Source organism: Streptosporangium subroseum (assembly GCF_900188345.1).
Classification (GTDB): domain Bacteria; phylum Actinomycetota; class Actinomycetes; order Streptosporangiales; family Streptosporangiaceae; genus Streptosporangium; species Streptosporangium subroseum.
This window is the reverse complement of record NZ_FZOD01000082.1, coordinates 1-25133: the sequence shown is the minus strand read 5'-3', so window position 1 is coordinate 25133 and position 25133 is coordinate 1. Positions and strand designations below refer to the sequence as shown.

Sequence of the window (25133 nt, the reverse complement as noted above, 5' to 3'; positions counted from 1 at the left end):
TGACGGCTTGTCCTTGCCTTCGCGATGCCGTTGTGCCCCATGGCCCGCTCACTCACGTCTTGCTCCCCTGCTCATTCCCGGCTTCGGCTGCCCGCAGTGCCGCCTGGGCCGATTTGGTGCCCGCACGCTTGCGTGCGACCCACCCTTCAATGTTGCGCTGCCGCCCGCGGGCCACCCCGATCGCCCCCGGAGGGACATCGCTGTCGATGACCGAACCCGCGGCGGTGTAAGCGCCGTCACCGATGTTCACCGGCGCGACGAGCATGGTGTCGCATCCGACGAAGGCATGCTCGCCCACCGTCGAGTGGTGCTTGTTCACCCCGTCATAGTTGACGAAGATCGTCGAGGCCCCGATGTTGGCCCCCGCACCAATCGTGGCGTCGCCCACGTAGGTAAGGTGGGGCACCTTCGCCCCCTCGCCCACCTGGGCGTTTTTCATCTCGACGTAGGTGCCCGCCTTGGCCTTGCGTGCGAGCACGGTGCCCGGCCGCAGATAGGCGTACGGTCCGACCAGGGCCTCGGGTCCGATCTCGGCCTCGACGCAGACGGCATTGCGGACCAGGGCCCCCTCGCCGACGACCGTGTCCGTCAGCGTGGTGGCCGGGCCGATCTCCGCGCCCTCCGCGACGGTCGTACGGCCGTGCAGCTGGGTGCCAGGATGGATCACCACGTCCGGCTCCAGGGTCACGTCGACGTCCACCCACGTGCTCGCGGGGTCGATCACCGTGACTCCGGCCCGCATGTGGGCCTCCAGCAGCCGGAAGTTGAGCACCTTCTGGGCGAAGGCGAGCTGCACGCGGTCGTTGACGCCCTCCACCTCGACGTAGTCGGCCGCGACGTGCGCGCCGACCCGGTGACCGTCCTGCCTCAGGATCGACAGGACATCGGTGAGGTATTCCTCGCCCTGGACGTTGGAGGTGGACACCCGCTTGACCGCGTCGGCCAGGAGGAACCCGTCGAAGGCGTAGACGCCGGAGTTCATCTCCTTGATCGCCCGCTGCTCCGGGTCGGCGTCCTTCTCCTCGACGATCTCCAGCACCGCTCCGGTGGCGTCGCGGACGATCCGGCCGTAGCCGTACGGGTCGGGGACCTCGGCGGTCAGCACGGTGACGGCGTTGCCGTCCTCACCGTGCCGTTCCAGGAGTGCGGCGAGGGTCTCGGCGCGCAGAAGCGGTGTGTCGCCGTAGGTCACCAGGACCGTGCCACCGATGGTGCCGACCGATTCCAGGACGGTCCGTACGGCGTGACCGGTCCCCTTCTGCTCGGACTGGACGACGGTCTGCGCGTCGGGACTGGTCTGCGCCAGATGCGCCTGGACCCGATCCCGCGCGTGGCCGACGACAACGATAAGCCGCTCGGGCTTGAGACCTCGAGCGGCGGTGAGCATGTGGTCGACCAGGGTACGGCCGGACACCTCATGCAGGATCTTGGGTGTTTTCGACTTCATCCGGGTGCCCTCACCTGCGGCAAGGACGATGACGGCGGCCGGGCGCGGCACACTCACGGACGAGGCTCCCTCGGCGTCGCGGCTGAGACATGACAGAGCATGACGACGTACGGCTACCGCCAGGGCACCGCACTGTCACCTGCTCGACAACGTGAGGATACCTTCCCCTCCGGGAAGGCACCCAGCCGACCAGCCGCACCAAATAAAGCGGACAGCAAGGATGGCTCCGGCACCAGGACTCGAACCTGGACAACAAGGACCAAAACCTTGCGGGCTGCCAATTACCCAATGCCGGATCGGCCGTACGAAGCAGACCATGTCCGCGCGCTCGGCACCCCCCTACGATACCGAGCCCAAGCTGTCGAACGCGCCTCGTTTTGGGTCCTCCCCGCCCACGGGGTCGACAGGTCCGGCGAGGAGCCCGGCGCGGGCGGTGCGGGATCCACCGTTTAGCAGGTCAGGCTAGTGGTAGACCAGAGATGAACCCACTGCGTATGACTCTTCGATAGTCATTTTCCCCACATTAAATGTCCAGGGACTCCTAACTTACGATTGCGTAGGTTACGTTGGCGTAGCCAGACAAAAGTCCATCCCCCTCTTTCCGAGCCTTCGAGGTAACGCATGACCGCCATCGCAGAAAGCCCTGCTCCAGGCCCGACACCGGGGCCTAAGCCGGATGCCGATCCTGAGCAGAAGACCCTGCCTGAGCTCATCGTTTTCGGGGTGATCGTGGCCGCGCCGCTGCTCGCCCTGATCGCGGCCGTTCCACTCGCCTGGGGATGGGGACTCGGCTGGTCCGACATCGTGATCGCCAGCGTGTTCTACGTGATCACCGGGCTGGGGGTCACCGTCGGCCTGCACCGCCACTTCACGCACGGGTCGTTCAAGGTCAAACGCCCATTGAAGATCGTGCTGGGCATCGCGGGCAGCCTCTCCATGGAGATGTCGGTGCTGGACTGGGTGGCCACCCACCGCAAGCACCACAAGTTCTCCGACAAGGACGGCGACCCGCATTCGCCGTGGCGCTTCGGACCCGGTTTCGTGGCCGTGGCCAAGGGCCTGCTCTGGGCCCACATGGGCTGGCTGTTCGAGACCGACCGGGCCAACCGCGAGAAGTACGCGCCCGACCTGGTCAAGGACCCGGACATCATCAAGCTGCACAAGCTCTTCCCCGTGCTGGCGATCACCACGCTGGTGCTTCCCGCCCTGCTCGGTGGCCTGCTGACCTGGTCGTGGTGGGGCATGGCGACCGGATTCTTCTGGGGCACCCTGGTCCGGATCGGCCTGTTGCACCACGTGACCTGGTCGATCAACTCCATCTGCCACGTCTTCGGCGTGGAGGCCTTCGAGTCTCGTGACAAGTCGCGGAACGTGTGGTGGCTGGCCATCCCGTCGTTCGGCGAGTCCTGGCACAACCTGCACCACTCCGACCCGACCTGCGCCCGGCACGGCGCGCTCAAGGGTCAGATCGACCTCAGCGCGGGCGTGATCCGCTGGTTCGAGAAGGCGGGCTGGGCCTACGACGTCCGCTGGCCGACGCCCGAGCGACTGGCCGCGAAGCGCATCGCCGCCTGACGGCTCGCGAAGCGCATCACCACCCGACGGTTCCAGGGCCGCCCGGAGCGGCGGCCCCAGCTGACGACCCCGCCTGACGACAGGGCGACCCGACATATCCAGACTTGCATACCTATCAGGAGCCGGCGTAACAACGATGCCTTCCGACCTTGCGACGACGATCCACCCAACTGTCGCGATTGAAGCGGTCCGTGGCATAGGTCCCGCTTCCCAGCCAGGGGGCACCATTATTAGAACCGTGAGCGAACCTCGACGACGAATGTCAGGCAAGGAACGCCGGGAACAGCTGATCCAGATCAGCCGGACCCTGTTTGCGGAGAAGGGGTTCGACGGCACATCGGTCGAGGAGATCGCGGCGACTGCCAACGTCTCCAAACCGGTGGTCTACGAGCACTTCGGTGGCAAGGAAGGGGTATACGCGGTCGTCGTCGACCGGGAGATGCAGAAACTGCTCGGCATGGTGACCGAGGCCCTGGCGGCCTCGCACTCCCTGATCAAGCTGGAACGGGCCGCCCTGGCACTGCTGGCCTACGTGGAGGAGAACAGCGAGGGCTTCAGGATCCTGGTCCGCGACTCGCACGCCGCCTCGGGGACCGGCACGTTCGCCAGCCTGATCAATGACATCGCCAGTCAGGTCGAAGACGTCATGGTCGACGAGTTCATCGAACGCGACTACGACCCGAAGCTGGCTCCGATGTACGCGCAGATGCTGGTCGGCATGGTCGCGCTGACCGGTCAGTGGTGGCTGGACGTGCGCAAGCCCCCTCGCGAGGAGGTGGCCGCCCACCTGGTCAACCTGGCCTGGAATGGTCTCACCGGGCTGGACCCGCGACCTCGCCTGACCGCCTCCTCCAGGGGCCTGGAGCAGCGGCGGACGCCGCTGCCGCCGCGCCCCACGGACAAGGAGCTGCGGGAGATGGAGAAGGCCCGCGAGCGGGAGCTCAGGGAGCAGGAGAAGCTCCGCGAGCGCGAGCAGCGCGAGGCCGAGAAGCTCGCACGGGAGCAGGAGAAGCTACGGCTCCGCGAGCAACGCGAGCTGGAGAAGGCCCGTGAGCGGGAGTTCCGCGAGCAGGAGCGGCTGTTCCGGGACCAGGAGAAGGCCCGCGAGCGGGAGCTCAGGGAGCAGGAGAAGCTCCGGGCCAGGGAGGCGAAAGCCGCCGAGAAGGAGGCCGCCAGACAGGCCGAGTCGACCGAGCACCTCGGCATGGAGCAGGAAAAACTTGAGCCAACCGAGTAAGCAACAGCGGTCGTTGAGCCGAAATTAACGTTCCATTTGATTAAATCGGGCATTCTGGTCATATGTCCGCTGAACCCGCTCACCCCACCCTCGAAGGGTTGCCCCTTCCGCAAGAACGTTTTCTCAACCGCGAGGAGAGCTGGCTCCAGTTCAACCAGCGGGTTCTGGAGATGGCGGAGGATCCATCCCTCCCCCTGCTCGAACGGGTCAGGTTTCTGGCGATCTTCGCCAGCAACCTGGACGAGTTCTTCCGCGTGCGCGTGGCCGGACTGAAGCGGCGGATGGCCACCGGCCTGCTGCTACGGACGAAAAGCGGTCTCAAGCCCCGCGAGGAGCTGGCCAGGATCGCCGCGATCGCCGACGACCTCGCACAGCGGCACTCGACCTGCTTCCAGGAGCGGGTGCTCCCGCAACTGGCCGCCGAGGACATCGAGATCGTGCGCTGGGACGATCTGGGCCGTGAAGAGCGCAGCGAGATGCGCAAGCTGTTCCGGGAGAGAGTCCGGCCGGTGCTGACCCCGCTGGCCGTCGATCCTGCCCACCCGTTTCCGTATATTTCTGGCTTGTCGCTCAACCTTGCCGTTACCGTCCGCAACCCCTCCAGCGGTCACACCGTGTTCGCCCGGGTGAAGGTGCCGAGCCAGCTGCCCCGCTTCGTCGCGGCGTCCAAGGCCCGCTTCGTCCCGCTGGAAGATGTGATCGCCGCCCACCTCGGCCAGCTCTTCAAGGGCATGGAGATCGTCGAGCACCACGTCTTCCGGGTGACCCGCAACGAGGACCTGGACGTGGACGAGGACGTCACCGAGAACCTCATGCAGGCGCTGGAGCGCGAACTGCTCAAGCGCCGCTTCGGCCCGCCCGTCCGGTTGGAGGTTGAGGACACCATCACGCCCGAGGTGCTCGACCTTCTCGTGGAGGAGCTGGGGGTGGCCGATCACGAGATCTACAGACTGCCCGGCCCGCTGGACCTGACCGGCCTGCACGCGATCGCCGACCTGGAACGGGGCGAGCTGAGCTTCCGTCCCTTCGTGCCCGCCGAGGTCGTCCACGTCGATGACGACATCTTCGCCGTGCTCCGCGAGCGGGACGTGCTTCTGCACCACCCGTACGACTCGTTCTCCACGAGCGTTCAGCGCTTCATCGAGCAGGCCGCCGCCGACCCGAACGTGCTGGCCATCAAGCAGACGCTCTACCGGACCAGCGGCGACTCTCCGATCGTGGACGCACTGGTCGACGCGGCCGAGGCGGGCAAGCAGGTCGTCGTGGTCGTGGAGATCAAAGCCCGTTTCGACGAGCACGCCAACATCACCTGGGCCCGCAAGCTGGAGCGGGCCGGCTGCCACGTGGTCTACGGCGTCGTCGGGCTGAAGACCCACTGCAAGCTGGCCCTCGTCGTACGGCAGGAGCCCTCCGGCGAGCTGCGCAGCTACTGCCACATCGGCACGGGGAACTACAACCCCAAGACCGCCAGGCACTACGAGGACCTGGGACTGCTCACCGCCGACCGGCTGGTCGGCGAGGACGTCACGGACCTGTTCATCCACCTGACCGGCTACTCCAACCACTCCGCCTACCGGCGGCTGCTGGTCGCGCCGCACTCCCTGCGCGGCGGGCTGCTGGCCAGGATCGAGCGGGAGATCTCCCACCAGGAGGCGGGCCGCCCCGCCAGGATCAGGATGAAGACGAACTCCCTGGTGGACGAGCCGATCATCGACGCGCTCTACCGGGCCTCGCAGGCGGGCGTCCCGGTGGACCTGTGGGTGCGCGGGGTGTGCACCCTGCGGCCGGGTGTCCCGGGGCTGTCGGAGAACATCCGGGTCAGAAGCGTGCTGGGCCGGTTCCTCGAACACTCGCGCATCTATGAGTTCGGACACGGTCGCAGGCCGGAGATCTGGATCGGCAGCGGCGACGTGATGCGCCGTAACCTGGAACGCAGGGTGGAGGCGCTGGTCAAGGTCGCCAGCCAGCAGCAGCGGGTCTACCTCAGCGAGCTTCTCGACCGGGGGATGTCGGACGACACCCTGACCTGGTGGCTGAACTCCGACGGGACCTGGACCCGGCACCGCGGCGAGGACCTGCAGACCCATCTGATCAGTACCCGGCGGTGGAGGACGATCGATGACTGAGCCGGAGGCACACCCGACAGACCTGATCCGTGCCGCCGGGGCGGTGGTGTGGCGCGGTACGGAGAGCTCGCCGGAGGTCGCCCTCGTCCACCGGCCCCGGTATGACGACTGGTCCTTTCCCAAGGGGAAGGTGAAACCCGGCGAGCACATCATCGCCGCGGCGTTGCGCGAGGTGACCGAGGAGACGGGGATCACTGTCGAGCTCGGCCGGTCCCTGCCGTCGATCCACTACCGGAAGGGCAAGCGTCTCAAGCGCGTCGACTACTGGGTGGCCCGGATGATCTCAGAGGACCGTCACCTGGACGTCGACGAGGTGGACGAGATGGTCTGGCTGCCGGTGGAGGAGGCCGGGCGGCGGCTCAGCTACGCGCCGGACGCCGGAGTGCTCCGCGCGTTCGCCTCGGCGCCGCCGGCGACCACCCCGCTCCTCCTCGTACGGCACGCCCTGGCCGGGGCGCGCAAGAACTGGAGCGGCGACGACGATGAACGGCCGCTCGACGACAGGGGCGAGACGCAGGCCAAGGTGCTCGCCGAGGTGCTGTCCGGCTACCGCCCCACGGCGGCGGTCAGCTCACCCAGCAAGCGATGCGTGCAGACCCTGGAACCGTACGCCGAGCGGTCGGGCCTGGAAATCGACCTTGAGCCCTCGCTGTCGGAGAGCCGGTACGACCCTCAGACCTCCCTGCGCCTGGTCACGGAGGCCATCGCCTCCAAACGGCCCACGGCGTTCTGCAGCCACGGCAAGGTCCTGCCCGACCTGATCTCAAGGATCACCGACCGGGCGGGGGACGTGCGGCTGCGCAAGGGCGAGTTCATGGTGCTGCACCACGCCGACGGCCAGATCGTCGGCATGGATCGCTACACCACCTGATACCGGTGGGCATCCGGCATCGGTGTCGTCGGACACCCGGTGCCGGTGACCGCCTGCCACCGCATCACCCGGTGACCGCCTGCCACCGGGACCGCTACGACGCCCGATGCCGGTGACCGCCCGGCGCCGGCGCCCTCCTGGTCACAGAAGCTCTGCGACCGCGGCCGTGGTCTCGGCCCAGACCTCGGGGAACTCCTCGTGGGCGCGCTGGGCCGCGGCCCGCTCCACGCCGGTCAGCACGCCGTAGGTGAAGGTGTCCTCCCCGGCCAGCCGTGCGGTCTCGGCCTCGGCCATCAGCCGCTCCTGCGCGACGATGCCGTCCCGGTAGGTGCCCAGCACCTCCTGTACGGCCTCCGCCCGCCTGACCAGCTTTTTCTTCCCGAGCGTTTCGGCGGTGTAGCGGGCCCGCTTGGCCGCCTTGCGCACCTCGTGCATCGCGAGCTCGTGCTCGACGGGCTCCTCGATGGCCTGGGCGGCCTCGTAGGCCCTGACGACCCGGCGCCAGCTCTTGGCGGCGACGGCGTCCAGGGCGTCGGCGGGCTTCTTGGCGACCTTGGTCAGCACGGGGGTGCCGACCAGGTCGTCGAGGGCGTCGAGCAGGGCGAAGTAGCGTTCGCCGCCGAGCGCCTCCCTGATCCGGTCGTAGGCCTCGTGCTCCTCGTCCAGCAGGTCGGAGCTGAGGCGGGCCCTGATCGGACCCACGATCAGCCCCTGGTCCAGGCTGTCGAGCCTGTGGGCGAACCGCTCCCGGATGACCTCCAGGTCGCGGGCCTCACCGAGGACCTCGCCCAGCCACTTGAGCTCGTCCTGGACGTTCTCGGTCCCCTCGACGATCGTCTTGAACGACTTCAGCACGCTGCGGAGCCGCCGGGCGGCGACGCGCATCTGATGCACGGCGTCCTCCTCCGCCCCGCGGACCCGGGGATCCTGCGAGAGCAGCGCGGAGACCTGGGAGGAGATGTAGTCGACGACGACCTCGCCCGCGGACCCCTTCTGGGTCTCCGCGCGCTGCGGCTCGGGGACGGGACCCGCGGCGTTCAGCAGTCGCGCGAGCTTGCTGGCCGAGTCGGCGGGGCCGGCACCGGCCTTGATCAGCTGCTTGCCGATCTTCTTGAGCAGCTTCTCCTCGCCCTGGATCAGCTCCGCCTCGACCTCGCGCCACCGCTCGACGTGCTTCGCGTCGTTGAACACGGTGCCCTTGACCCGGTCGTCCGCGATCTCCACCAGCCGTACGCCCGCCGCGTTGACCAGTGTGGTGACGGTGCGGCGGGTGTCGAGCTCGGCGATCGGTGCGAGGGGGGTCCCCCGGGTGTAGGCGAGCACGAGGTCGACCAGCTCGGGAGGGACGATCTTGGCGCTCCGGGTCAGCGGACGGGCGATCTCCTGCCGGACGCCCTTGGCCTTGGGCAGCTTGAGGTGCCAGCCGGGATCGGTGCCGCCTCTGCGCCGGCGCAGGGTGATGCCGCGCGCGGCGAGCCGCAGGTCAGGGGTGTCGAAATAGAGCGCCACGAGTTGGTGGGTCTTGGGACCAACGATCTCCGTGCCGCTGGGAAGATTCGCCGGTTCCGGGACTTCGTAGTCCAGCGGAACGTCGAACTTGTCTTCGATCTCTATCGCCACAGGTCATCCCCTGATTTGCATGCATATCTACTGCCTACTCGCAGTATTTATTGATGCCCGGTTATTCGTCCAGAAACCCCACTCAATTACCTTCGAGATCATCAACATGACAGGACACCTGTCCGGCGGCGGATCACTCCCCCCGCCGGGCCGGGCCGCCGGTCACTTCCGGGCGACCACGAAGATCCGGCGGAAGGGGAAGATCGTGCCGTACGGCCTGCGGGGATAGGCCTCCCGCAGCGGCGCGGCGAGGTCCGCGAGGAAGGCGTCCGCCTCGTCGGGCGCCAGCCGGTCGAGCATGGGACGCAGGGCGGTGCCGGTGATCCATCTGAGCACCGCGTCCTCCCCCGGGAGCACGTGGAGATAGGTGGTCTCCCACGCGTCCACCCGGCAGCCCAGCCCGGCGAACAGGCCGAGGTAGCCGGCCGGGCCGTCGACCGGATCCTCCCTGACCAGGTCGCCCAGCCGGTCGCGCCAGGTGGTGCGGCACAGCTCACGGGTCAGCACGTGACTGGGAGCGTCGAAGGTGCCCGGGACCTGGAAGGCGAGCCAGCCTCCCGGCGCGAGCGCGTCCACCCAGCGCGTCAGCAGTTCACGATGCTCGGGCACCCACTGCAGGACCGCGTTGGACACGATCACGTCCACCGGGTGCTCCGGCCGCCATCGTGTGACGTCGTCGACGGAGAAGCTCAGCCGGCCGCCCCCGGGAGCCTTCTCGATCATCGCGGGCGAGGAGTCGAACCCGTGGACGTCGGCGTCCGGCCAGCGACCGGCCAGCGTGGCGGTGAGCTCGCCGGTGCCGCATCCCGCGTCGACCACGTGGCCGGGTCGCTCTGCGGCTATCCTGGCGACAAGATCGAAGAAGGGCCGCGAGCGCTCGTCGGCGTAGCGGTTGTAGATTTCGGGGTCCCACATATCTCTTGACATCAAGATGATTGATATCCGGCCAAGTATCTCGATGTCAAGACAGATACACTCGCGACATGACCCTGCCCCACGCGGACCACGACGCCGAGCACTCGGAGGACGAGGTCGACCGGCTGGTCGCCGCCTGGCGCCAGGAGCGTCCCGATCTGGACGTCGAGCCGCTCCAGGTGCTCAGCCGAGTCTCCCGGCTCGCCCGCCACCTCGACCGCGCCCGCCGCGCCTCCTTCGCCGAACACGACCTGGAGACCTGGGAGTTCGACGTGCTCACGGCCCTGCGCCGGGCCGGCGAGCCGTACGAGATGAGCCCGGGAGCCCTGCTCCGCGCGACCCTGGTGACGTCCGGGACGATGACCAACCGGATCGACCGTCTCACCGCGGCCGGTCTGGTCAGGCGCCGTCCCGACACCGAGGATCGGCGAGGGGTCCTGGTCTCCCTGACCGAGGCCGGGCGGACGCGGGTCGACAGCGCCTTCGCCGACCTGCTGCGCCGCGAGCACGAACTGCTGGCGAACCTCGGAAAACATGAACAGCAGGCCCTTTCGGGCCTGCTGCGCACGCTACTTGTCCCTTTTGACGCCACCGACACAGGAGCGCGCTGAGCTCTCTGCCCTGCCGGGAGAAGCTAAACCTCTTTACTCGCCCAGGCGGTCGGCCAGCTCCAGCCACGTGCCCTCGATCGTGTCCTTCTCCGCGAGGATCTCCTTGAGCTCGGCGTCGAGGGAGGCCAGGCGGCCGTAGTCGGCGGCGGCATCGGCCATGGAGGCGTGGAGCTTGGCCTGGCGACCGTCCAGCTTGCTGAGCTGGCGCTCCAGGCGGGAGAGCTCCTTTCGGAGCTCGCGCTCGTCCTTCGCGGACAGACCGGAGTCGGCCGTCTGGGGAGCCGTCGCCGCGGCCGAGGTCGCGGAGGCCGTACCGGACGTCGCGCCGGAGGCCGCGCGCGCGGACAGCGCCGCGCCCGAGGAGCGCCGCGCCAGGTATTCGTCCACGCCGCCGGGGAGCATCGACAGCTTGCCGTCGCCGAGCAGGGCGACGGTCTTGTCGGAGACCCGCTCCAGGAAGTAGCGGTCGTGGCTGACCAGGATCAGCGTGCCCGGCCAGCCGTCGAGGAGGTCCTCCAGCTCGTTGAGCGTCTCGATGTCGAGGTCGTTGGTCGGCTCGTCGAGCAGCAGCACGTTGGGGTCGTCCATCAGCAGGCGGAGCAGCTGGAGGCGGCGCCGCTCGCCGCCGGACAGGTCTCCGACGACCTTCCACTGGGCGTCGCCCTTGAAGCCGAGGCGCTCCAGCAACTGGGAGGCGGTCCACTCCTTCTTGCCGACCTGGATGAACTTGCGGACCTCCTCGACGGTCTCCAGCACCCGGCGCGTGGGGTCGAGCTCGCTCAGCTCCTGTGACAGGTGTGCCAGGCGGACCGTCTTGCCGCGCACGACCTTGCCCGAGTCGGGCGTGACCGTGTCGGCGAGCAGGCGGAGCAGCGAGGACTTGCCGGAGCCGTTCACGCCGATCAGGCCGACCCGGTCACCCGGTCCGAACTGCCAGGTGGAGTGGTCGAGGACCAGAGGGCCCTCGCCGGGACCACCGGCGTGCAGGGTGACGTCCTCGAGGTCGTAAACCGTCCGGCCCAGCCTGGCGGCGGCGAACTTGACCAGCTCGACGCTCTCCCGGGCGGGAGGCTCGTCCGCGATCAGCGCCTGGGCGGCGTCGATGCGGAACTTGGGCTTGGAGGTGCGCGCGGGCGGGCCCCGGCGGAGCCAGGCGATCTCCTTGCGCATGAGGTTCTGACGGCGGGCCTCGGTGGAGGCCGCGACCCGGGCGCGCTCGGCCTTGGCCAGCACGTAGGCGGCGTATCCGCCCTCGTAACGCTCGACCGAGCCGTCTACGACCTCCCAGGTCCTGGTGGACACCGCGTCCAGGAACCACCGGTCGTGGGTGACGATCACCAGCGCAGTCCTGCGGCCCGACAGGTGCCTGGCCAGCCAGTCGATGGCCTCGATGTCGAGATGGTTGGTGGGCTCGTCCAGAATGATCAGGTCGTGCTCGTCGATGAGCAGCTTGGCAAGGGCCGTACGGCGCCGCTCGCCACCCGACAGGCTCCCGGCCAGCGCGGCCAGGTCGATGTCGCCGAGCAGGCTGGCGAGGATCTCGCGGATGCCCGCGTCGCCCGCCCATTCGTGCTCGGACCTGCCGCCGAGGACGATGTCCTGCACCGACCGCGCCGGGTCGAGGTCGTCGCCCTGCGACAGCGACCCCACCTGGAGGCCTCGGCTGTGCGTGACCCGCCCGCCGTTGTTGGGCTTGAGGTCACCGGCGATCACTGAGATAAGGGTTGTCTTGCCGCCGCCGTTGCGGCCGACCACGCCGATGCGATCGCCCGTCTCGACGCCGAGAGAGACGTCGCCGAGCAGGGGCTTGGGACCGTAGGAGTGGGAGACCGACTCAAGATTGACCAGATTCATCGCTCTGCAAGCGTATCCGGTCCGGCCTACACCACTGTCGGTCCGGGAACGGGACCGTGGGCGATGATGAGGTCGCGAGCCACCCCGGCGCTCTTGAGGGAGGCGGCCAGCTCTCCGGCGTGGGCCTCGGACTCGGCGAGGAAGGCGCAGGTGGGGCCGGAGCCGGAGACCAGGGAGCCGAGGGCGCCCTGCTCGCGGCCGGCGTCCAGCGTGCGGGCCAGGGAACGGCGGAGCATCACGGCGGCGGGCTGCAGGTCGTTGGTCAGCTCGGCTCCGAGGGCCTTGGCGTCCCCGGCGCGCAGTGCGGCCAGGAGGGACTCTCCGGCCCGGGGCCAGGCGACCTTCTCCCCCATCGCCTCGCGCATGCGGTCGCACTCGGCGTAGACCGTGGCCGTGGACAGGCCGCCGTCGGCCAGCGCGAACACCCAGTGGAACGTCCCCGCGACCTCCAGCGGGGTGAGCCTCTCGCCCCTGCCGGTGCCGACGGCCGTGCCGCCGAGCAGCGCGAACGGGACGTCGCTGCCGAGATCGGCGGCGATCTCCAGCAGGTCGTCCATCGGCAGGCCGAGGCCCCACAGCTCGTTGCAGGCGACCAGCGCGGCGGCGGCGTCGGCGCTGCCGCCCGCCATGCCGCCCGCCACCGGGATCGACTTACGAATGATCAGGTTCACGCCGTAGGAGCGGCCCGCGTGCCTGGCCAGCGCGAGGGCGGCCTGGATGGCGAGGTTGTCGTCGTCCTCGGGCACCTGGTCGGCGGACTCGCCCTCGACCCGGACGCTCATCCCGGTCTCCGCGGTGGCCGTGACCTCGTCGAAGATGGAGACGGCGTGGAAGACGTTCACCAGATCGTGGTAACCGTCATCGCGCAGCGGCCCGACGGCCAGCTGCAGGTTGACCTTGGCGGGCACACGGACGGTCACGGAATTCATGCGGCCCTCATCGGCACTCGCTGACTGGTCACAGTCTCAGATGGTAATGGGATCCGCTTCTTCCTCACGCAAACACCTCAACACATCGAACTATCCGCGGTGCTCGGCGATCCGCGAGAAATCCTCGACGGTCAGCTGTTCGCCACGCTCGGAGGGGTCGATCCCGGCGGACCGCAGCGCCTGCTCGGCGGCGGCCGCCGTACCGGCCCAGGAGGCCAGGGCGGCGCGGAGGGTCTTACGGCGCTGGGCGAAGGCGGCGTCCACGACGGCGAAGACCTCCTCGCGGGTGGCCTTGGTCGAGGGAGGCTCGCGACGGGTCATCGCGACGAGGCCGGAGTCGACGTTGGGGGCCGGCCAGAAGACCGTGCGGCCGACGGGACCGGCCCGGCGGACGTCCGCGTACCAGGCGGCCTTGACCGAGGGGATGCCGTAGATCTTGGAGCCGGGGGCGGCGGCCAGCCGGTCGGCGACCTCGGCCTGGACCATGATCAGGATGCTGCGCAGCGAGGGCAGGGTCTCCAGCATGTGCAGCACCACCGGAACGGACACGTTGTAGGGCAGGTTGGCGACCAGCGCGGTCGGCTTCTCCTGCGGCAGGTCGCCGGGAAGGATGCGCATGGCGTCGCCGAGCACCACGGTGAGGCGGTCGGCGAGCTCCGGGGCGTGCTCGGCGACGGTCAGGGGCAGCTGGGCCGCCAGGACCGGATCGATCTCCACCGCGACCACGCTGCGGGCCTCGGGAAGCAGCGCCAGGGTGAGCGACCCCAGGCCGGGACCCACCTCGATGACCACATCATCGGGCCTCAGCCCGGCGATCCTGACTATCTTGCGGACGGTTCCCCCGTCAATCACAAAGTTCTGGCCAAGTTTTTTTGTAGGACGAATGTCGAGCTTCTCTGCCAAATTACGTATTTCCACAGGACCGAGAAGGCTCATGCTGGTTCCTCAAACGGCTGATCGAATCCGGCACCCGCCGGATTGCTGTTGATATCGACTCGTTCGCCGCGCTCACCCAAGGTTGTACTCCAATGCCATCCGACAAGTTTCCCGCATCGAACCCCCCGCAAGGACGAGCGATGGACATGGGAGGTTCCGTTGTGGATAACGTTGCCATACAGGGGGCCATCGGCCAGGAAAGGAACCCCAGTGAGGCGGACGTGAACCAGCCCGGCGTCGAAGGGCTGCGCCCCAACGATCCCGAGCAGATCGGGAGCTACCGGCTTCTCGGCCGCCTTGGTGAGGGCGGCATGGGAACCGTTTACCTCGCGCTCGCCCCGGCCGGTCGGCCGGTGGCGGTCAAGGTGGTCAAACCGGAGTTCGCGATCGAGGACGGGTTCGCCGCGAGGTTCCACACGGAGGTGGAGAACGCCCGGCGGGTGGCGTCGTTCTGCACCGCCCAGGTGCTCGACAACGGCAACGACGACAACGGCCGACCCTACATGGTCACCGAATACATCGCGGGCACCCCGCTGTCCCGCCAGATCACCGAGCATGGCGCGCTGGAGCCGGGGACGCTGCACGGCGTGGCCCTCGGGGTGGCCGCCGCGCTGGCCGCGATCCACGTCGCCGGACTGGTCCATCGCGACCTCAAGCCCGCCAACGTGATCCTCTCCATGTCCGGGCCCCGAGTGATCGACTTCGGGATAGCCAGGGCGCTGGACTCCACGCACAGCTTCACCCGATCGGGCGAGGTGCTCGGCAGTCCCGGCTGGTGGGCTCCCGAGCAGGTCCGCGGCCTGGAGATCACCACGGCGGCCGACATCTTCGCCTGGGGCTGCATGGTCGCCTACGCGGGCAACGGCCGCCACCCCTACGGCCGGGGCGACATGATGACCATGGCCACCCGGCTGCTCACCACTCCGCCCGACCTGGGCGCGCTGCCCAGCCCGCTCAACGAGCTGGTCCGCCAGGCCACCTCCATGGACTCCTACCAGCGGCCTACCGCCCAGGACCTGCTGATCGCCCTGGTCGGCGGCGCGATCGCCGCGCCGGCCATGCCCGCGCCCACCCGGGTGGATCCGCCCACCCTGATCGCCACCGACATGCTCAGCGAGTCGTGGCAGCCCCCGGCCAACGTGGAGCCGGACTCCACCCAGACCCTCAGCGCCCTGAACCTGGAGCTGCCGCAGGCGCCCCCGGCCGAGGCGTCGACCCCCGCCCCGACCTCGACTCCGATTCCGGCCCCGTACCCGTACACGAGCGGGTTCCCGACCGTGCCCCCCGCCTCGCCCCCGACCTCGCCCTCCACCGCGACGCCAGGCCCGGCTGCGACGCCCACAAGCTCAACCCCGGCGCCCGCGCCGACGCCGTACCCCACCCCGGCGCCCGCGCCGTACCCGCGCCCGACGCCGGCGCCCCGCCCGCACCCGGCCCCGACCCAGCCGTCGCCCTCAAGGCCGTCCCCCGGCCAGGCCGATCCCCTGGTTCCGCTCGCCGCCGGTACGGCCACCGCCGGGAAAACTCCGCCGCGGCGCTGGTTGTTCGCCGGGCTGGCCGTGCTGGCGGCGCTGGCGGTCACGGTCTTCGTGCTGATCAACCTCGGAGGCGGCGCGACCAGCGGAAACAGCGTGAGCGGTGGAGGCGGAACGACCGCGGGCGGACAGGGACAGCAGGCCGGGGTCCCCACCCCCGTCACCGACGTGAACAAGAGGATCGCGACCGGCTCCTACATCGAGGACCCCCAGCTGATCATCACGCAGGTCCCGCGATGCGACCTGACCGGCTATCAGGGAGCTGCCCCGTCACGCGGCCGGTTCTGCACGGTCCAGTGGACCCTGATCAACACCGGCGGAAAGCTGGTCCCGCTCAGCCGTACCCCGCTCAGCCTGACGGACGACCGCGGCGCCTCCCATGTTCCCGCGCCGATCTCGAAGGGCCTGCCCGCCACCCTTGCTCCCGGCGGCAGGGCGGACGGCGTCCTCGTTTACGATCTTCCCCCGGCCCGTAAGCCGCTGACGTTGACCGGCAGCGTGATCGAAGGCGGCAAAGAGATCACGGTGAGGCTCTCATGAGACCCCTGTTCTGGCTGCTGGCCGCGGCCACGCTTCCGACGCTGCTCACCGTCTCCGCCGCTTTCGCCGCTCCCGCGGCGGCCTCCGTGGCCCTCGCCACCACCGGTGTCGTTCCCGCCGCCGCGGTGGCCACCGTGACCGCCCTCACCGCCGCCGGATCCGCGCTCGCCATGGCGGCCGGTCCCACCGGCATGGCGGCCGCTCCCGCCGACTGCACCGCGGCGAGCGCGAGCGACTTCAACGGCGACGGCGTGGACGACACGGTGGTCGGCGACCCGTTCGCGAGCCCCGGCGGGCGCAGCGGCGCCGGGGCCGCTCACGTGCTGTTCGGGCGGGGTGAGAGCGGGGCGGTCGTGACCTCCCCCGAGGTCAAGGCGGGCGACGGCTTCGGGTGGTCGGCGCGGCTGGCCCACCTCGACGCCGACCGCTGCGCGGACCTGCTGATCGGCGCGCCGTACACCGACGTGGCAGGCCGGCAGGACGCCGGCGCGGTCTATGCCGTGTACGGCGGGCCGCAGCAGAGGACGGTCCGCATGGCCGCCCCCGAGCCGGAGGCCGACGCCCACTTCGGCTGGTCCCTGGCCGCGGGCGGGACCCTGGTGGCGGTCGGGGCGCCGCACGAGAACGCCGACGGGGTGGCCGACGCGGGCGCGGTCTATCTCTTCGAGACCGGCGCGCTCGACACGGCCAAAAAGATCTCCCAGGGCAACGGGGGCGTAGCCGGCAACAGCGAGGCCGGGGACATGTTCGGCTGGTCCCTGGAGATCGGCAGGCTGAACGGCGACGGCGCCGAGCTCGACCTCGCGGTCGGCGCGCCGTACGAGAACGACGACGGGATAGGGCGGCAGGTCAACGCGGGCAAGCTCGACGCGGGATCGATCACCACGATCTTCGATGTGCGCGGGGCCGGGGACACGTACGCGAGCAAGAAGTGGGATTTCAACGAGATCCCCGATCCCGATCCCGACGACGGGTTCGGCGAGGCGGGCGACCGGTTCGGCTACGCGATGGCCTACGCGGAAGAGGGCGACACGCGCTATCTGGCGGTGAGCGCTCCACTCGGCGACGGCGCGTCGGTGAAGGACTCCGGCCTGGTCCAGCTCTTCCAGTCCTCCGGCACCGCCGCGATGGCTCCTTCGGCCACCTTCGACCAGGGCCCGGAGGGCGTCACGGGCGACGGATACGGCTTCTCGCTGGCCCTCACCGGAGAGGGAGGGGCCCGGATGGCCGTGGGGGTGCCCTTCGACGGGCCGGACCGGCGAGGCGGCGTGCACCTGGTGCCGGTGGGTGACGCGTCGCAGGCTCGGATGATCAATCAGAGCGAGCCCGGCGACCACCTCGGCTGGTCGGTGGCGTTCAGCGGTAACCGGCTGGTGATCGGCGCGCCCGACCGGGGCGCCTCGGGGACGGTCCTGCTGCTGGGCCGTAACGACACCGACGGCATACCGCTCTCACCGGGGGCAGGGAAGATTCCCGCCCTCAACGGCGGTGCCTCGGCCGACTTCGGCGCGGCGGTGAGCTGAGCCGGCGGGGCGCCGGACGGGCCGGGCACCGAACAGGCGAGGCACCGAGAGCGGGCAGGGCGGTGAGCTGAGCGGGCGTGGCGTCGGGCGGGCCGGACGCCACGCGGGCCCGACGCCATGCGGGCCGGGCGCCGAGCAGGGCCGGGCGCCGGACGGGCTGGACGGGCCGGACCGGCTCACCAGGAGCCGAAGACGGTCTCTCCGTTCGTGCCGATGGCGACGGCGAGGTCGGCCGGCTCGATCTTCTTGACCTCGGCGAGGCAGCGCAGCGTCAGGGGGAGCAGGTAGGGAGCGTTGGGCTTGCCCCGGTGAGGCGTCGGCGGGAGGTAGGGCGCGTCGGTCTCGACGAGGATCAGCTCCTTGGGCGCGATCCTCGCGGCCTCGCGGAGGTAGGCGGCGTTCTTGTAGGTGACCGGGCCGGAGAAGGACATGAAATATCCGGCCTCGACACACTTTTTCGCCATCTCGGCATCACCGGAAAAACTGTGGAAAACCACGATTTCCGGAGCTCCCTGCTCGGCCAGCACCCGGAGCACGTCGTCGTGCGCCTCCCGATCGTGAATCACCAGGGCCTTGCCCGTCCGCTTGGCGATCTCGATGTGCGCACGGAAGCTGGCGTGCTGGTCGCCCTTGGACGCCCAGTCGCGGTAGTAGTCGAGCCCCGTCTCTCCCACCGCCCTGACGTGCGGCAACCGGGCCAGCTCCTCGATCTCGGCGAGGACCTCCGGCGTCGAGGCGTGCGCCTCGTTGGGGTGGATCGCCACCCCGGCGTAGATGTCGGCGTGGAGCCCGGCCGTCTCGGCGTTCCAGCGCGAGGACGGCAGGTCGTAGCCGATCGTGACGAGCCGCGTCACGCCGACCGCACGGGCCTCCCCGAGGATTCCCTCGACGCTCGCCCGAGCCGCCTGGGCGGCCTGCGCGACGGGGTCTCCCGAGGACGCCTGGCGGTTGCCCACCATGATGTCCAGGTGACAGTGGCTGTCGAACACCTCGGCGGTCAGGGGCTTGGGGGCTGCGGGAAGATTTGTCGTGCTCACGACTCCCAACCTATCGAGGAGCCGGTACGGCTCGCGCCCGTCACCGGACGCGAGCCGCGAAGGACCTCACTCGACCGCGGAGACCCGAGCGTGGAAGGACCTCACTCGACCGCACAGGCCCGAGCGGGGAAGGGCCCCCGCCCGGTCATGCGGACACGGGCCGCGAAGGGCCTCACTCGCCCAGGCGGGCGAGCTCCTCATCGACGATCTTCGGGTCGAGCTTGGTGAACAGCGGGGTCGGCGGGGCGAGCGGGGTGCCCACCCGGATCGGGGTGGACTCCCAGCGGGCCGCGCCCTCGTAGGAGCCCGTGATGATCGGGTAGCTCCGGCCGTCCTCGTCGGTGACCTCCTGGATCTCCGGCATGCCCGACCACACGCCGGTGCCGCCGAACATCGCGTAGATCTTGTTGGAGGAGTTGGGCAGGACCGGGGTCAGCAGGGTCTTGGCGTCGTCCACGACCTGCAGCGCCACGTGGAGAATGGTCTTGACCCGGGCGGGATTGTCCTTGATCTTCCACGGCTCCTGCTCGGCCAGATATTTGTTGGCCTCGCGGATGACCTCGAACGCCTCGGTCGTCGCGTTCTTGAAGCGGGAGCGCTCGAACTCGGCGGCGACCTTCGGGAAGGCGGCGCGGCTCCGCTCCAGCATCGCGCGGTCGGCGTCGGTGAGGTCGCTCGCCTCGGGGATGACGCCGAAGTTCTTGGCGGCCATCGAGATCGAGCGGTTCACCAGGTTGCCCCAGGCGGCCACCAGCTCGCCGTTGTTGCGGTTGAGGAACTCCGACCAGGTGAAGTCGGTGTCCTGGTTCTCCGGGCCCGCCACCGCGATGTAGTAGCGCAGCGCGTCGGCGTCGTAGCGGGCCAGGAAGTCGCGCACGTAGATCACGACCTGACGCGAGGAGGAGAACTTGCGCCCCTCCATGGTCAGGAACTCGCTGGAGACGACCTCCGACGGCAGGTTCAGCGCGCCGAGCGAACCCGGCTTGCCGTCCCGGGCGCCCTGGCCGTTGTAGCCGAGCAGCATCGCCGGCCAGATCTCCGCGTGGAAGACGATGTTGTCCTTGCCCATGAAGTAGTAGCCGCGGGCCTCGGGGTCCTGCCACCACTGCCGCCAGGCCTCCGGGTCACCGGAGCGGCGCGCCCACTCGATGGAGGCGCTGAGATAGCCGACGACCGCGTCGAACCAGACGTAGAGCCGCTTGTTGGCCTGGTCGCTCCAGCCCTCCAGCGGGATCGGCACGCCCCAGTCGAGGTCGCGGCTGATCGCACGGGGCTGCATGTCGCCGAGCATGTTGAGCGCGAACTTCAGCACGTTCGGCCGCCAGTCACCCTCCTTGGACTGCAGCCAGGACGCCAGCACCTCGGCGAAGGCGGGCAGGTCGAGCATGAAGTGCTCGGTCTCCACGAAGATCGGCGTCTCGCCGTTGATCTTGCTGACCGGGTTGATGAGCTGGACCGGGTCGAGCTGGTTGCCGCAGTTGTCGCACTGGTCGCCGCGGGCGCTGTCGTAGCCGCAGATCGGGCAGGTGCCCTCGATGTAGCGGTCGGGCAGGGTGCGCCCGTTGGACGGTGAGATCGCGCCCATCGTGGTGTGCGGGAAGATGTAGCCGTTGGCGTGAAGACCCTTGAAGATCTCCTGCGCCACCGCGTAGTGGTTGTCCGTCGTGGTCCGGGTGAACAGGTCGTAGGAGAGCCCGAGTGCCTGGAGGTCCTCGACGATCACCCTGTTGTAGCGGTCGGCGAGCTCGCGGGCGCTGACGCCCTCCTTGTCGGCCTGCACCTGAATCGGAGTGCCGTGCTCGTCGGTCCCGCTCACCATCAGGACCTTGTTGCCCGCCATCCGGTGGTACCGGCTGAAGACGTCGGATGGCACGCCGAATCCGGAGACGTGCCCGATATGGCGAGGGCCGTTGGCGTAGGGCCAGGCGACCGCGGTCAGGATGTGCTGGGACATGGTGCCAAGCCTAAGGGACGCGGGCTCAGGCCTTGGTGCTCTCGCGGCTACCGGTGCCGCTGTCGCTGCCGTTGCCGTCGCCGCCGGCGACCTTCTCCATGGCTGTGCTCTCGTCGACACCACCGTCAACGCCGACGCCGGTGGCGTCTTCGCGGGTGACGGCCTCGGCGGCCTCCTCCGCGGCGGAGGCGGCCACGTCGATGGACGTCTCCTTCGTACGGCGGATGCCGAGGATGCTGATGAACAGCGCCGCGAAGATGGTCTGGAAACTCACGATCAGCGCGGTGGCCGAGGGCACGACCAGGCGGAGCGACTCCGAGGGGATCAGCGGTCCGAAGCTGCGCGTCTGCCAGTGGACCAGCGAGGCGACCAGACCGCCCAGACCACACACGGCCAGCAGCCCACCGACGATCAGCCCCTTCTCCAGGGTCACGATGTCAACAAGCTTGCGCACCCGCCTGTCCTCGGGCAGGAAACCCTCCTCGGCCGCGTACACCTTGGTGAACAAGGCGAACAGCACCGCCTGGAAGCCGATCACCACCATGGCCGAGGCGCCGACCAGGGTGTCGACGTCGAAGGCAAGCTTGCCGATGTAGACCGGGCCGAAGGTGAGGGCGGCGCCCGCGACCAGGCCGATGGTCATCAGGATCATGCCGGGGATCAGGAACAGCCAGCGCGGACTGTAGAGCATCAGGAACCGCAGGTGGCGCCAGCCGTCGCGCCAGGAGCGCAGGTGCGGCGGGCGGGTCCGGCCGTCGGGCGACAGCGTGGTGGGCACCTCGCGCACGTCCAGCCCGGACAGCGTCGAGCGCACCACCATCTCGCTGGCGAACTCCATGCCGCCGGTCTGCAGGCCGAGCTTGAGGATGGAGTCACGCCTGAAGCCGCGCAGGCCACAGTGGAAGTCACCGATCGCGCTGGGGAAGAACAGGCGGCCGATGAAGGAGAGCACCGGGTTGCCCAGGTAGCGGTGGAGCGGGGGCATGGCGCCCGGCGCGATGCCGCCCTTGAACCGGTTGCCCATCACCAGGTCGGCACCGTCACGGAGCTGCTCAACAAATGGCAACAGGCCGGTGAAATCATAGGAATCATCGGCGTCACCCATGATGACGTATTTGCCGCGAGCGGCCCGAATTCCACCCATCAACGCGTTGCCATATCCCTTGGCGTCGATGTGCACGACGCGGGCTCCGGCCTCCCGCGCGAGCTGCTGCGAGCCGTCCGTGCTGCCGTTGTCGGCGATCAGGACTTCCCCGTCGATCCCGTGTTCCCGCATGCAGGCCAAGGCCTTGCGCACGCAGGTTTCCACGGTTTCCGCCTCGTTTAAACAAGGCATGACCACGGTCAGTTCCACGTCTCAACCCTTCAGTTACAGCACACAGTCACAGCACACGCCAATCTCACCATGATGCCCTCTACGGCCTACTGCCCGGGTCAACTCCATGAAACGGCTGGCATCCTGTATTACATGGTGACCGCCGCCGAACTTCCGCGTCTGGACGAGCCTTCAGCCGCCAGGATCACACGTCTGTGGGCGTTCCTGCGCAGGCATCGCCTGTTCGTGGCCTTCCTCGCGCTGGCGTTCGCGCTGCGTCTGGTCACCATGCTCGGGTACGGCCCGGCCCTGTGGTTCAACGACTCGTACGAATACGTCTCCGGTGCGGTGAACCCCGACCGGCCCAGTGCCCTGCGCCCGAACGGCTACTCATTCTGGCTCCTGCTGCTGAGGCCCCTGCACAGTTTCGCCCTGGTGACCTTCCTCCAGCATCTGATGGGCCTGGGCATCGCGGTCCTGGTCTACGCCCTGCTGCGCAAGAAGTTCGGGCTGCCGGGCTGGGGGGCGACGCTGGCCGCGGTGCCGGTGCTGTTCGACGCCTACCAGATCCAGCTCGAACACCTGATCATGTCCGACACGATGTTCATGCTGCTGGTCGTGGGCGTGATCACGCTGGTCCTGTGGCACAGGAAGATGTCGTGGCGGCTGGGCGCGGTCGTCGGCCTGCTCCTCGCCCTCACCGCGCTGACCCGGTCGATCGGCCTGCCGATCCTGGCCCTGGTCGTGGTCTACATGCTGGTCAAACGCACCGGCTGGAAGACGATCACGGCCATGGTGACCGCGTGCGCGCTCCCGGTGCTCGGCTACATGGTCTGGTTCGCCTCGGCGCACGGAAACTTCGCGATGACCAACAGTGACGGCGCGATCCTCTACATGCGGACCGCGCTGTTCGCCGACTGCAAGAAGATGGGGATCGATCCCCGCAAGGAGCTGGAGCTCGCGCTGCTGTGCATCAGCGACCCGCCGAGCGAGCGTGACTTCGGTCAGAAATACCTCTGGTGGGCCCAGAACGGCCAGCGGTTCCACGCCTTCGGGGTCGGCAGCACGTTCACCCCCGAGATGAACCAGGCTGCCGGGACGTTCGCCAAGCGGGCCATCCTGTCCCAGCCGCTCGACTATCTCTCCATCGTGGCCGTTGACTTCTTCCGCGCCTTCCACTGGGGCCGGCCGCGCTTCCCCGACTTCAACACCTACCGCCAGTACGAGTTCCTGCCCGAGAACAAGATCCTCCCCGTCTGGGCGTCCAACCGGGGCAGCACCGACACCGACGCGCTCAAATACGACCCGGGCCTGCGAACAACGCTGATCCCGGGCAAGCCAAGGTCAAGCGTGATCGGCACCGATGTCCATGACCCGTGGGCCGTCTTCATGCAGGGCTACCAGCGCGTCATCCGGCTGCCCGGCATCGTGATCGGCGCCCTGCTGCTGATCGGCCTGGCCGGGGTGGCCGTGCGCTGGCGCAAGATGGGCGGGCCGTTGCTCCTGCCGTGGCTGGCCTCCTTCGGCCTGATCCTGGCCCCCGCCGCGACCGCCGAGTTCGACTACCGCTACCTGCTGCCCGCGGTGCCCCTGGCGTGCATGGCCGCCGCGATCGCGTTGCGCCGCGGGTTCACCCGATCCGGATCCCTGGCCGCCCCCGGCGCCCTGCCCACGCCCGGCTCCGCGGCCGACACCGATCCCCCGGCCGACACCGGCTCCCATCCCGCGCCCAGCCCCCTCCCGGAGCCCAGCCCGCTCCCCGTGGCCGGCTCCACGACCGCGCCCGATCCCCTGCCCGCGTCCGACCCCCTGCCCGCGCCCGGTTCCGCGGCCGATACGGGGCCGCTGCCCGCATCCGGCTCCGCGGCCGATCCCGGCTTCCTGCCGTCGTCCGGCTCGATGACCGGCCCCGGCTTCCTGCCCGTGCCCGGCTCCGTGACCGTGCCCGGCTCCCCGGCCCCGGCCGGCAGGCCCGGTTCCCCGGCCCTGCCCGGCTCCTCGATCAGGCCCAGCTCCGAAACAGCATTCGCGTCCACCACTGCGAGTGCGGAATGACCTCGGCGACCAGCACCGGATAGAGCCATCCGAGGTTGATCAGCGCGAGGAGCGTGAAGGCCCCGACCACCGCGGCCCCGAGCGCCCTGCGGTTGGGCGCGGCGTCCGCCCGCCCGATGATCAGCCCGGCGGTCAGGGTGAGCGCGAGGATCATGAACGGGGTCATGGTGATCGCGTAGAACAGATACATCGTCCGGTTGTCGGAGATGGCGTAGTAGAACCAGGGCAGCCAGCCGAAGGCGTAGCTCGCCAGCACCGCTCCGGCGCGCCAGTCCCTGGTCGCCACGTACCAGACGATCATCGCCAGGAGCGCGAGCAGCCCGCCGTACCAGATGACCGGGGTGCCGACCCCGAGCACGGCCTGCGCGCAGCTGTCCGCGCCGCACTTGGTTGCGGGCGTCTCGTAGAAGAACGCCACCGGGCGCAGCAGCAGCGGCCAGCTCCACGGCTCCGACTGGTAGGGGTGCGTGGATGCCAGTCCGGTATGGAAACCGAGGACCTGCATGTGGTAGCTCAGCCACGAGCGGATCGAGTCGAAGACGAAGAACGCCGGGCCCTGCGAGGTGGCCTGCGCCCAGTTACGGCCCCAGCCCAGCGGCGAGGCGAACCAGCCGGCCCACGAGACCACGTAGATGAACGCCGGGAGGAGACCCATCGCCAGCAGGATGGATGTCAGATCCTTGCCGAACGCCCCCCGGTACGGCTCCCGCAGCCCGACCGCCCTGCGTGCTCCGGCGTCCCACAGCAGGGACATCACGGCGAAGCCGATCAGGAAGAAGATGCCCGACCACTTGACCGCGCACGCCGCGCCCAGGCAGAGCCCGGCGGCGATCCGCCACGGCCGCAGACCCAGCCCCGGACCCTGATCGCTCAATGGCGACGACTCGTACCAGGCGACGAGCCGGCCACGCGCCCAATCCCGGTCCGCCACCAGGCAGGCGAAACCGGCCAGCACCCAGAACATCAGGAAGATGTCCAGCAGCGCCGTCCGCGACAGCACCAGGTGCAGCCCCTCGACCGACAGCAGGAGACCGGCCAGGCAGCCCAGCAACG

Annotated in this window: 18 protein-coding genes and 1 tRNA gene; 8 read left to right on the top strand and 11 right to left on the bottom strand. The window is 69.2% G+C overall.

Going from position 1 to position 25133, the window contains the following annotated elements:
• Positions 1-52: 52 nt before the first annotated feature.
• Both glmU and CHC08_RS42585 read right to left on the bottom strand, forming a co-directional pair.
• A complete protein-coding gene (gene glmU / locus CHC08_RS42590; RefSeq protein WP_089213077.1) occupies positions 53-1504 on the bottom strand; it encodes a bifunctional UDP-N-acetylglucosamine diphosphorylase/glucosamine-1-phosphate N-acetyltransferase GlmU in 1452 nt (483 codons plus the stop codon).
• Between the two features lie 164 nt (positions 1505-1668).
• Positions 1669-1743 (bottom strand) — tRNA-Gln (locus tag CHC08_RS42585).
• Between the two features lie 325 nt (positions 1744-2068).
• Here CHC08_RS42585 and CHC08_RS42580 point away from each other — a divergent pair.
• The 4 genes from CHC08_RS42580 to CHC08_RS42565 all read left to right on the top strand — a co-directional run bounded on the left by CHC08_RS42580 (position 2069) and on the right by CHC08_RS42565 (position 7256).
• On the top strand, positions 2069-3022 hold the full coding sequence (locus CHC08_RS42580; protein ID WP_089213076.1) for an acyl-CoA desaturase: 954 nt from the start codon (positions 2069-2071) through the stop codon (positions 3020-3022).
• Between the two features lie 238 nt (positions 3023-3260).
• Positions 3261-4259 carry a TetR family transcriptional regulator gene (locus CHC08_RS42575; RefSeq protein ID WP_245878912.1) on the top strand — a complete coding sequence of 333 codons (999 nt, stop codon included), beginning with the start codon at positions 3261-3263 and terminating at the stop codon, positions 4257-4259.
• Positions 4260-4321: 62 nt separating this feature from the next.
• Positions 4322-6385 (top strand): RNA degradosome polyphosphate kinase, encoded by a 2064-nt coding sequence (locus CHC08_RS42570; protein WP_089213074.1) that lies wholly within the window; start codon positions 4322-4324, stop codon positions 6383-6385.
• Complete coding sequence (locus CHC08_RS42565; protein ID WP_089213073.1) at positions 6378-7256, top strand: NUDIX hydrolase; 879 nt, start codon at positions 6378-6380, stop codon at positions 7254-7256. Before CHC08_RS42570 ends, CHC08_RS42565 begins: the two co-directional genes overlap by 8 nt.
• Before the next feature lie 141 nt (positions 7257-7397).
• On the opposite strand, the gene CHC08_RS42560 is transcribed toward CHC08_RS42565, so the two are convergent.
• Both CHC08_RS42560 and CHC08_RS42555 read right to left on the bottom strand, forming a co-directional pair.
• On the bottom strand, positions 7398-8876 hold the full coding sequence (locus CHC08_RS42560) for a CYTH and CHAD domain-containing protein (protein ID WP_089213072.1): 1479 nt from the start codon (positions 8874-8876) through the stop codon (positions 7398-7400).
• A 162-nt stretch (positions 8877-9038) separates the two neighbouring features.
• Positions 9039-9803 carry a trans-aconitate 2-methyltransferase gene (locus CHC08_RS42555; RefSeq protein WP_245878911.1) on the bottom strand — a complete coding sequence of 255 codons (765 nt, stop codon included), beginning with the start codon at positions 9801-9803 and terminating at the stop codon, positions 9039-9041.
• A gap of 56 nt (positions 9804-9859) precedes the next feature.
• Between CHC08_RS42555 and CHC08_RS42550 the strand changes: the two genes are divergently transcribed.
• On the top strand, positions 9860-10402 hold the full coding sequence (locus CHC08_RS42550; protein ID WP_089213070.1) for a MarR family winged helix-turn-helix transcriptional regulator: 543 nt from the start codon (positions 9860-9862) through the stop codon (positions 10400-10402).
• Positions 10403-10435: 33 nt separating this feature from the next.
• Here CHC08_RS42550 and CHC08_RS42545 read toward each other — a convergent pair whose 3' ends face one another.
• The 3 genes from CHC08_RS42545 to rsmA form a co-directional block, all read right to left on the bottom strand.
• Positions 10436-12256 carry an ABC-F family ATP-binding cassette domain-containing protein gene (locus CHC08_RS42545; RefSeq protein ID WP_089213069.1) on the bottom strand — a complete coding sequence of 607 codons (1821 nt, stop codon included), beginning with the start codon at positions 12254-12256 and terminating at the stop codon, positions 10436-10438.
• Between the two features lie 26 nt (positions 12257-12282).
• Positions 12283-13185, bottom strand: coding sequence for a 4-(cytidine 5'-diphospho)-2-C-methyl-D-erythritol kinase (locus CHC08_RS42540; protein ID WP_089213068.1), 903 nt, complete (start codon positions 13183-13185; stop codon positions 12283-12285).
• A gap of 90 nt (positions 13186-13275) precedes the next feature.
• Positions 13276-14121, bottom strand: a complete 846-nt coding sequence (gene rsmA / locus CHC08_RS42535; protein ID WP_089213067.1) for a 16S rRNA (adenine(1518)-N(6)/adenine(1519)-N(6))-dimethyltransferase RsmA — start codon at positions 14119-14121, stop codon at positions 13276-13278.
• A 221-nt stretch (positions 14122-14342) separates the two neighbouring features.
• Here rsmA and CHC08_RS42530 point away from each other — a divergent pair, with 221 nt between their 5' ends.
• Positions 14343-16196, top strand: coding sequence for a serine/threonine-protein kinase (locus CHC08_RS42530; protein WP_179282537.1), 1854 nt, complete (start codon positions 14343-14345; stop codon positions 16194-16196).
• Complete coding sequence (locus tag CHC08_RS42525) at positions 16193-17719, top strand: hypothetical protein (protein ID WP_089213065.1); 1527 nt, start codon at positions 16193-16195, stop codon at positions 17717-17719. The genes CHC08_RS42530 and CHC08_RS42525 overlap by 4 nt, the downstream gene beginning before the upstream one ends.
• A gap of 176 nt (positions 17720-17895) precedes the next feature.
• Here the strand turns inward: CHC08_RS42525 and CHC08_RS42520 are convergent, their stop codons facing one another.
• The 3 genes from CHC08_RS42520 to CHC08_RS42510 all read right to left on the bottom strand — a co-directional run bounded on the left by CHC08_RS42520 (position 17896) and on the right by CHC08_RS42510 (position 22064).
• Positions 17896-18756, bottom strand: coding sequence for a TatD family hydrolase (locus CHC08_RS42520; RefSeq protein ID WP_089213064.1), 861 nt, complete (start codon positions 18754-18756; stop codon positions 17896-17898).
• A 172-nt stretch (positions 18757-18928) separates the two neighbouring features.
• Positions 18929-20710, bottom strand: a complete 1782-nt coding sequence (metG, locus tag CHC08_RS42515) for a methionine--tRNA ligase (RefSeq protein WP_089213063.1) — start codon at positions 20708-20710, stop codon at positions 18929-18931.
• A 25-nt stretch (positions 20711-20735) separates the two neighbouring features.
• On the bottom strand, positions 20736-22064 hold the full coding sequence (locus tag CHC08_RS42510; RefSeq protein WP_245878910.1) for a glycosyltransferase family 2 protein: 1329 nt from the start codon (positions 22062-22064) through the stop codon (positions 20736-20738).
• Positions 22065-22178: 114 nt separating this feature from the next.
• On the opposite strand from CHC08_RS42510, the gene CHC08_RS42505 reads away from it, so the two are divergent.
• Positions 22179-24080, top strand: coding sequence for a hypothetical protein (locus tag CHC08_RS42505; RefSeq protein ID WP_179282536.1), 1902 nt, complete (start codon positions 22179-22181; stop codon positions 24078-24080).
• Here CHC08_RS42505 and CHC08_RS42500 read toward each other — a convergent pair.
• On the bottom strand, positions 24028-25133 hold a 1106-nt coding region (locus CHC08_RS42500; protein ID WP_143653597.1), incomplete at its 5' end, for a dolichyl-phosphate-mannose--protein mannosyltransferase. The two genes, CHC08_RS42505 and CHC08_RS42500, sit on opposite strands and share 53 nt — an antisense overlap.

What these genes read in the sequence shown, in the direction of transcription:
- CHC08_RS42570 (WP_089213074.1), top strand. Translation starts at nt 4,322, where the DNA reads ATGTCCGCTGAACCCGCTCACCCCACCCTCGAAGGGTTGCCCCTTCCG.
- CHC08_RS42545 (WP_089213069.1), bottom strand. Translation starts at nt 12,256, where the DNA reads ATGAATCTGGTCAATCTTGAGTCGGTCTCCCACTCCTACGGTCCCAAG.
- CHC08_RS42540 (WP_089213068.1), bottom strand. Translation starts at nt 13,185, where the DNA reads ATGAATTCCGTGACCGTCCGTGTGCCCGCCAAGGTCAACCTGCAGCTG.
- CHC08_RS42565 (WP_089213073.1), top strand. Translation starts at nt 6,378, where the DNA reads ATGACTGAGCCGGAGGCACACCCGACAGACCTGATCCGTGCCGCCGGG.
- metG (WP_089213063.1), bottom strand. Translation starts at nt 20,710, where the DNA reads ATGTCCCAGCACATCCTGACCGCGGTCGCCTGGCCCTACGCCAACGGC.
- rsmA (WP_089213067.1), bottom strand. Translation starts at nt 14,121, where the DNA reads ATGAGCCTTCTCGGTCCTGTGGAAATACGTAATTTGGCAGAGAAGCTC.
- CHC08_RS42580 (WP_089213076.1), top strand. Translation starts at nt 2,069, where the DNA reads ATGACCGCCATCGCAGAAAGCCCTGCTCCAGGCCCGACACCGGGGCCT.
- CHC08_RS42550 (WP_089213070.1), top strand. Translation starts at nt 9,860, where the DNA reads ATGACCCTGCCCCACGCGGACCACGACGCCGAGCACTCGGAGGACGAG.
- CHC08_RS42505 (WP_179282536.1), top strand. Translation starts at nt 22,179, where the DNA reads ATGGTGACCGCCGCCGAACTTCCGCGTCTGGACGAGCCTTCAGCCGCC.
- CHC08_RS42525 (WP_089213065.1), top strand. Translation starts at nt 16,193, where the DNA reads ATGAGACCCCTGTTCTGGCTGCTGGCCGCGGCCACGCTTCCGACGCTG.
- CHC08_RS42555 (WP_245878911.1), bottom strand. Translation starts at nt 9,803, where the DNA reads ATGTCAAGAGATATGTGGGACCCCGAAATCTACAACCGCTACGCCGAC.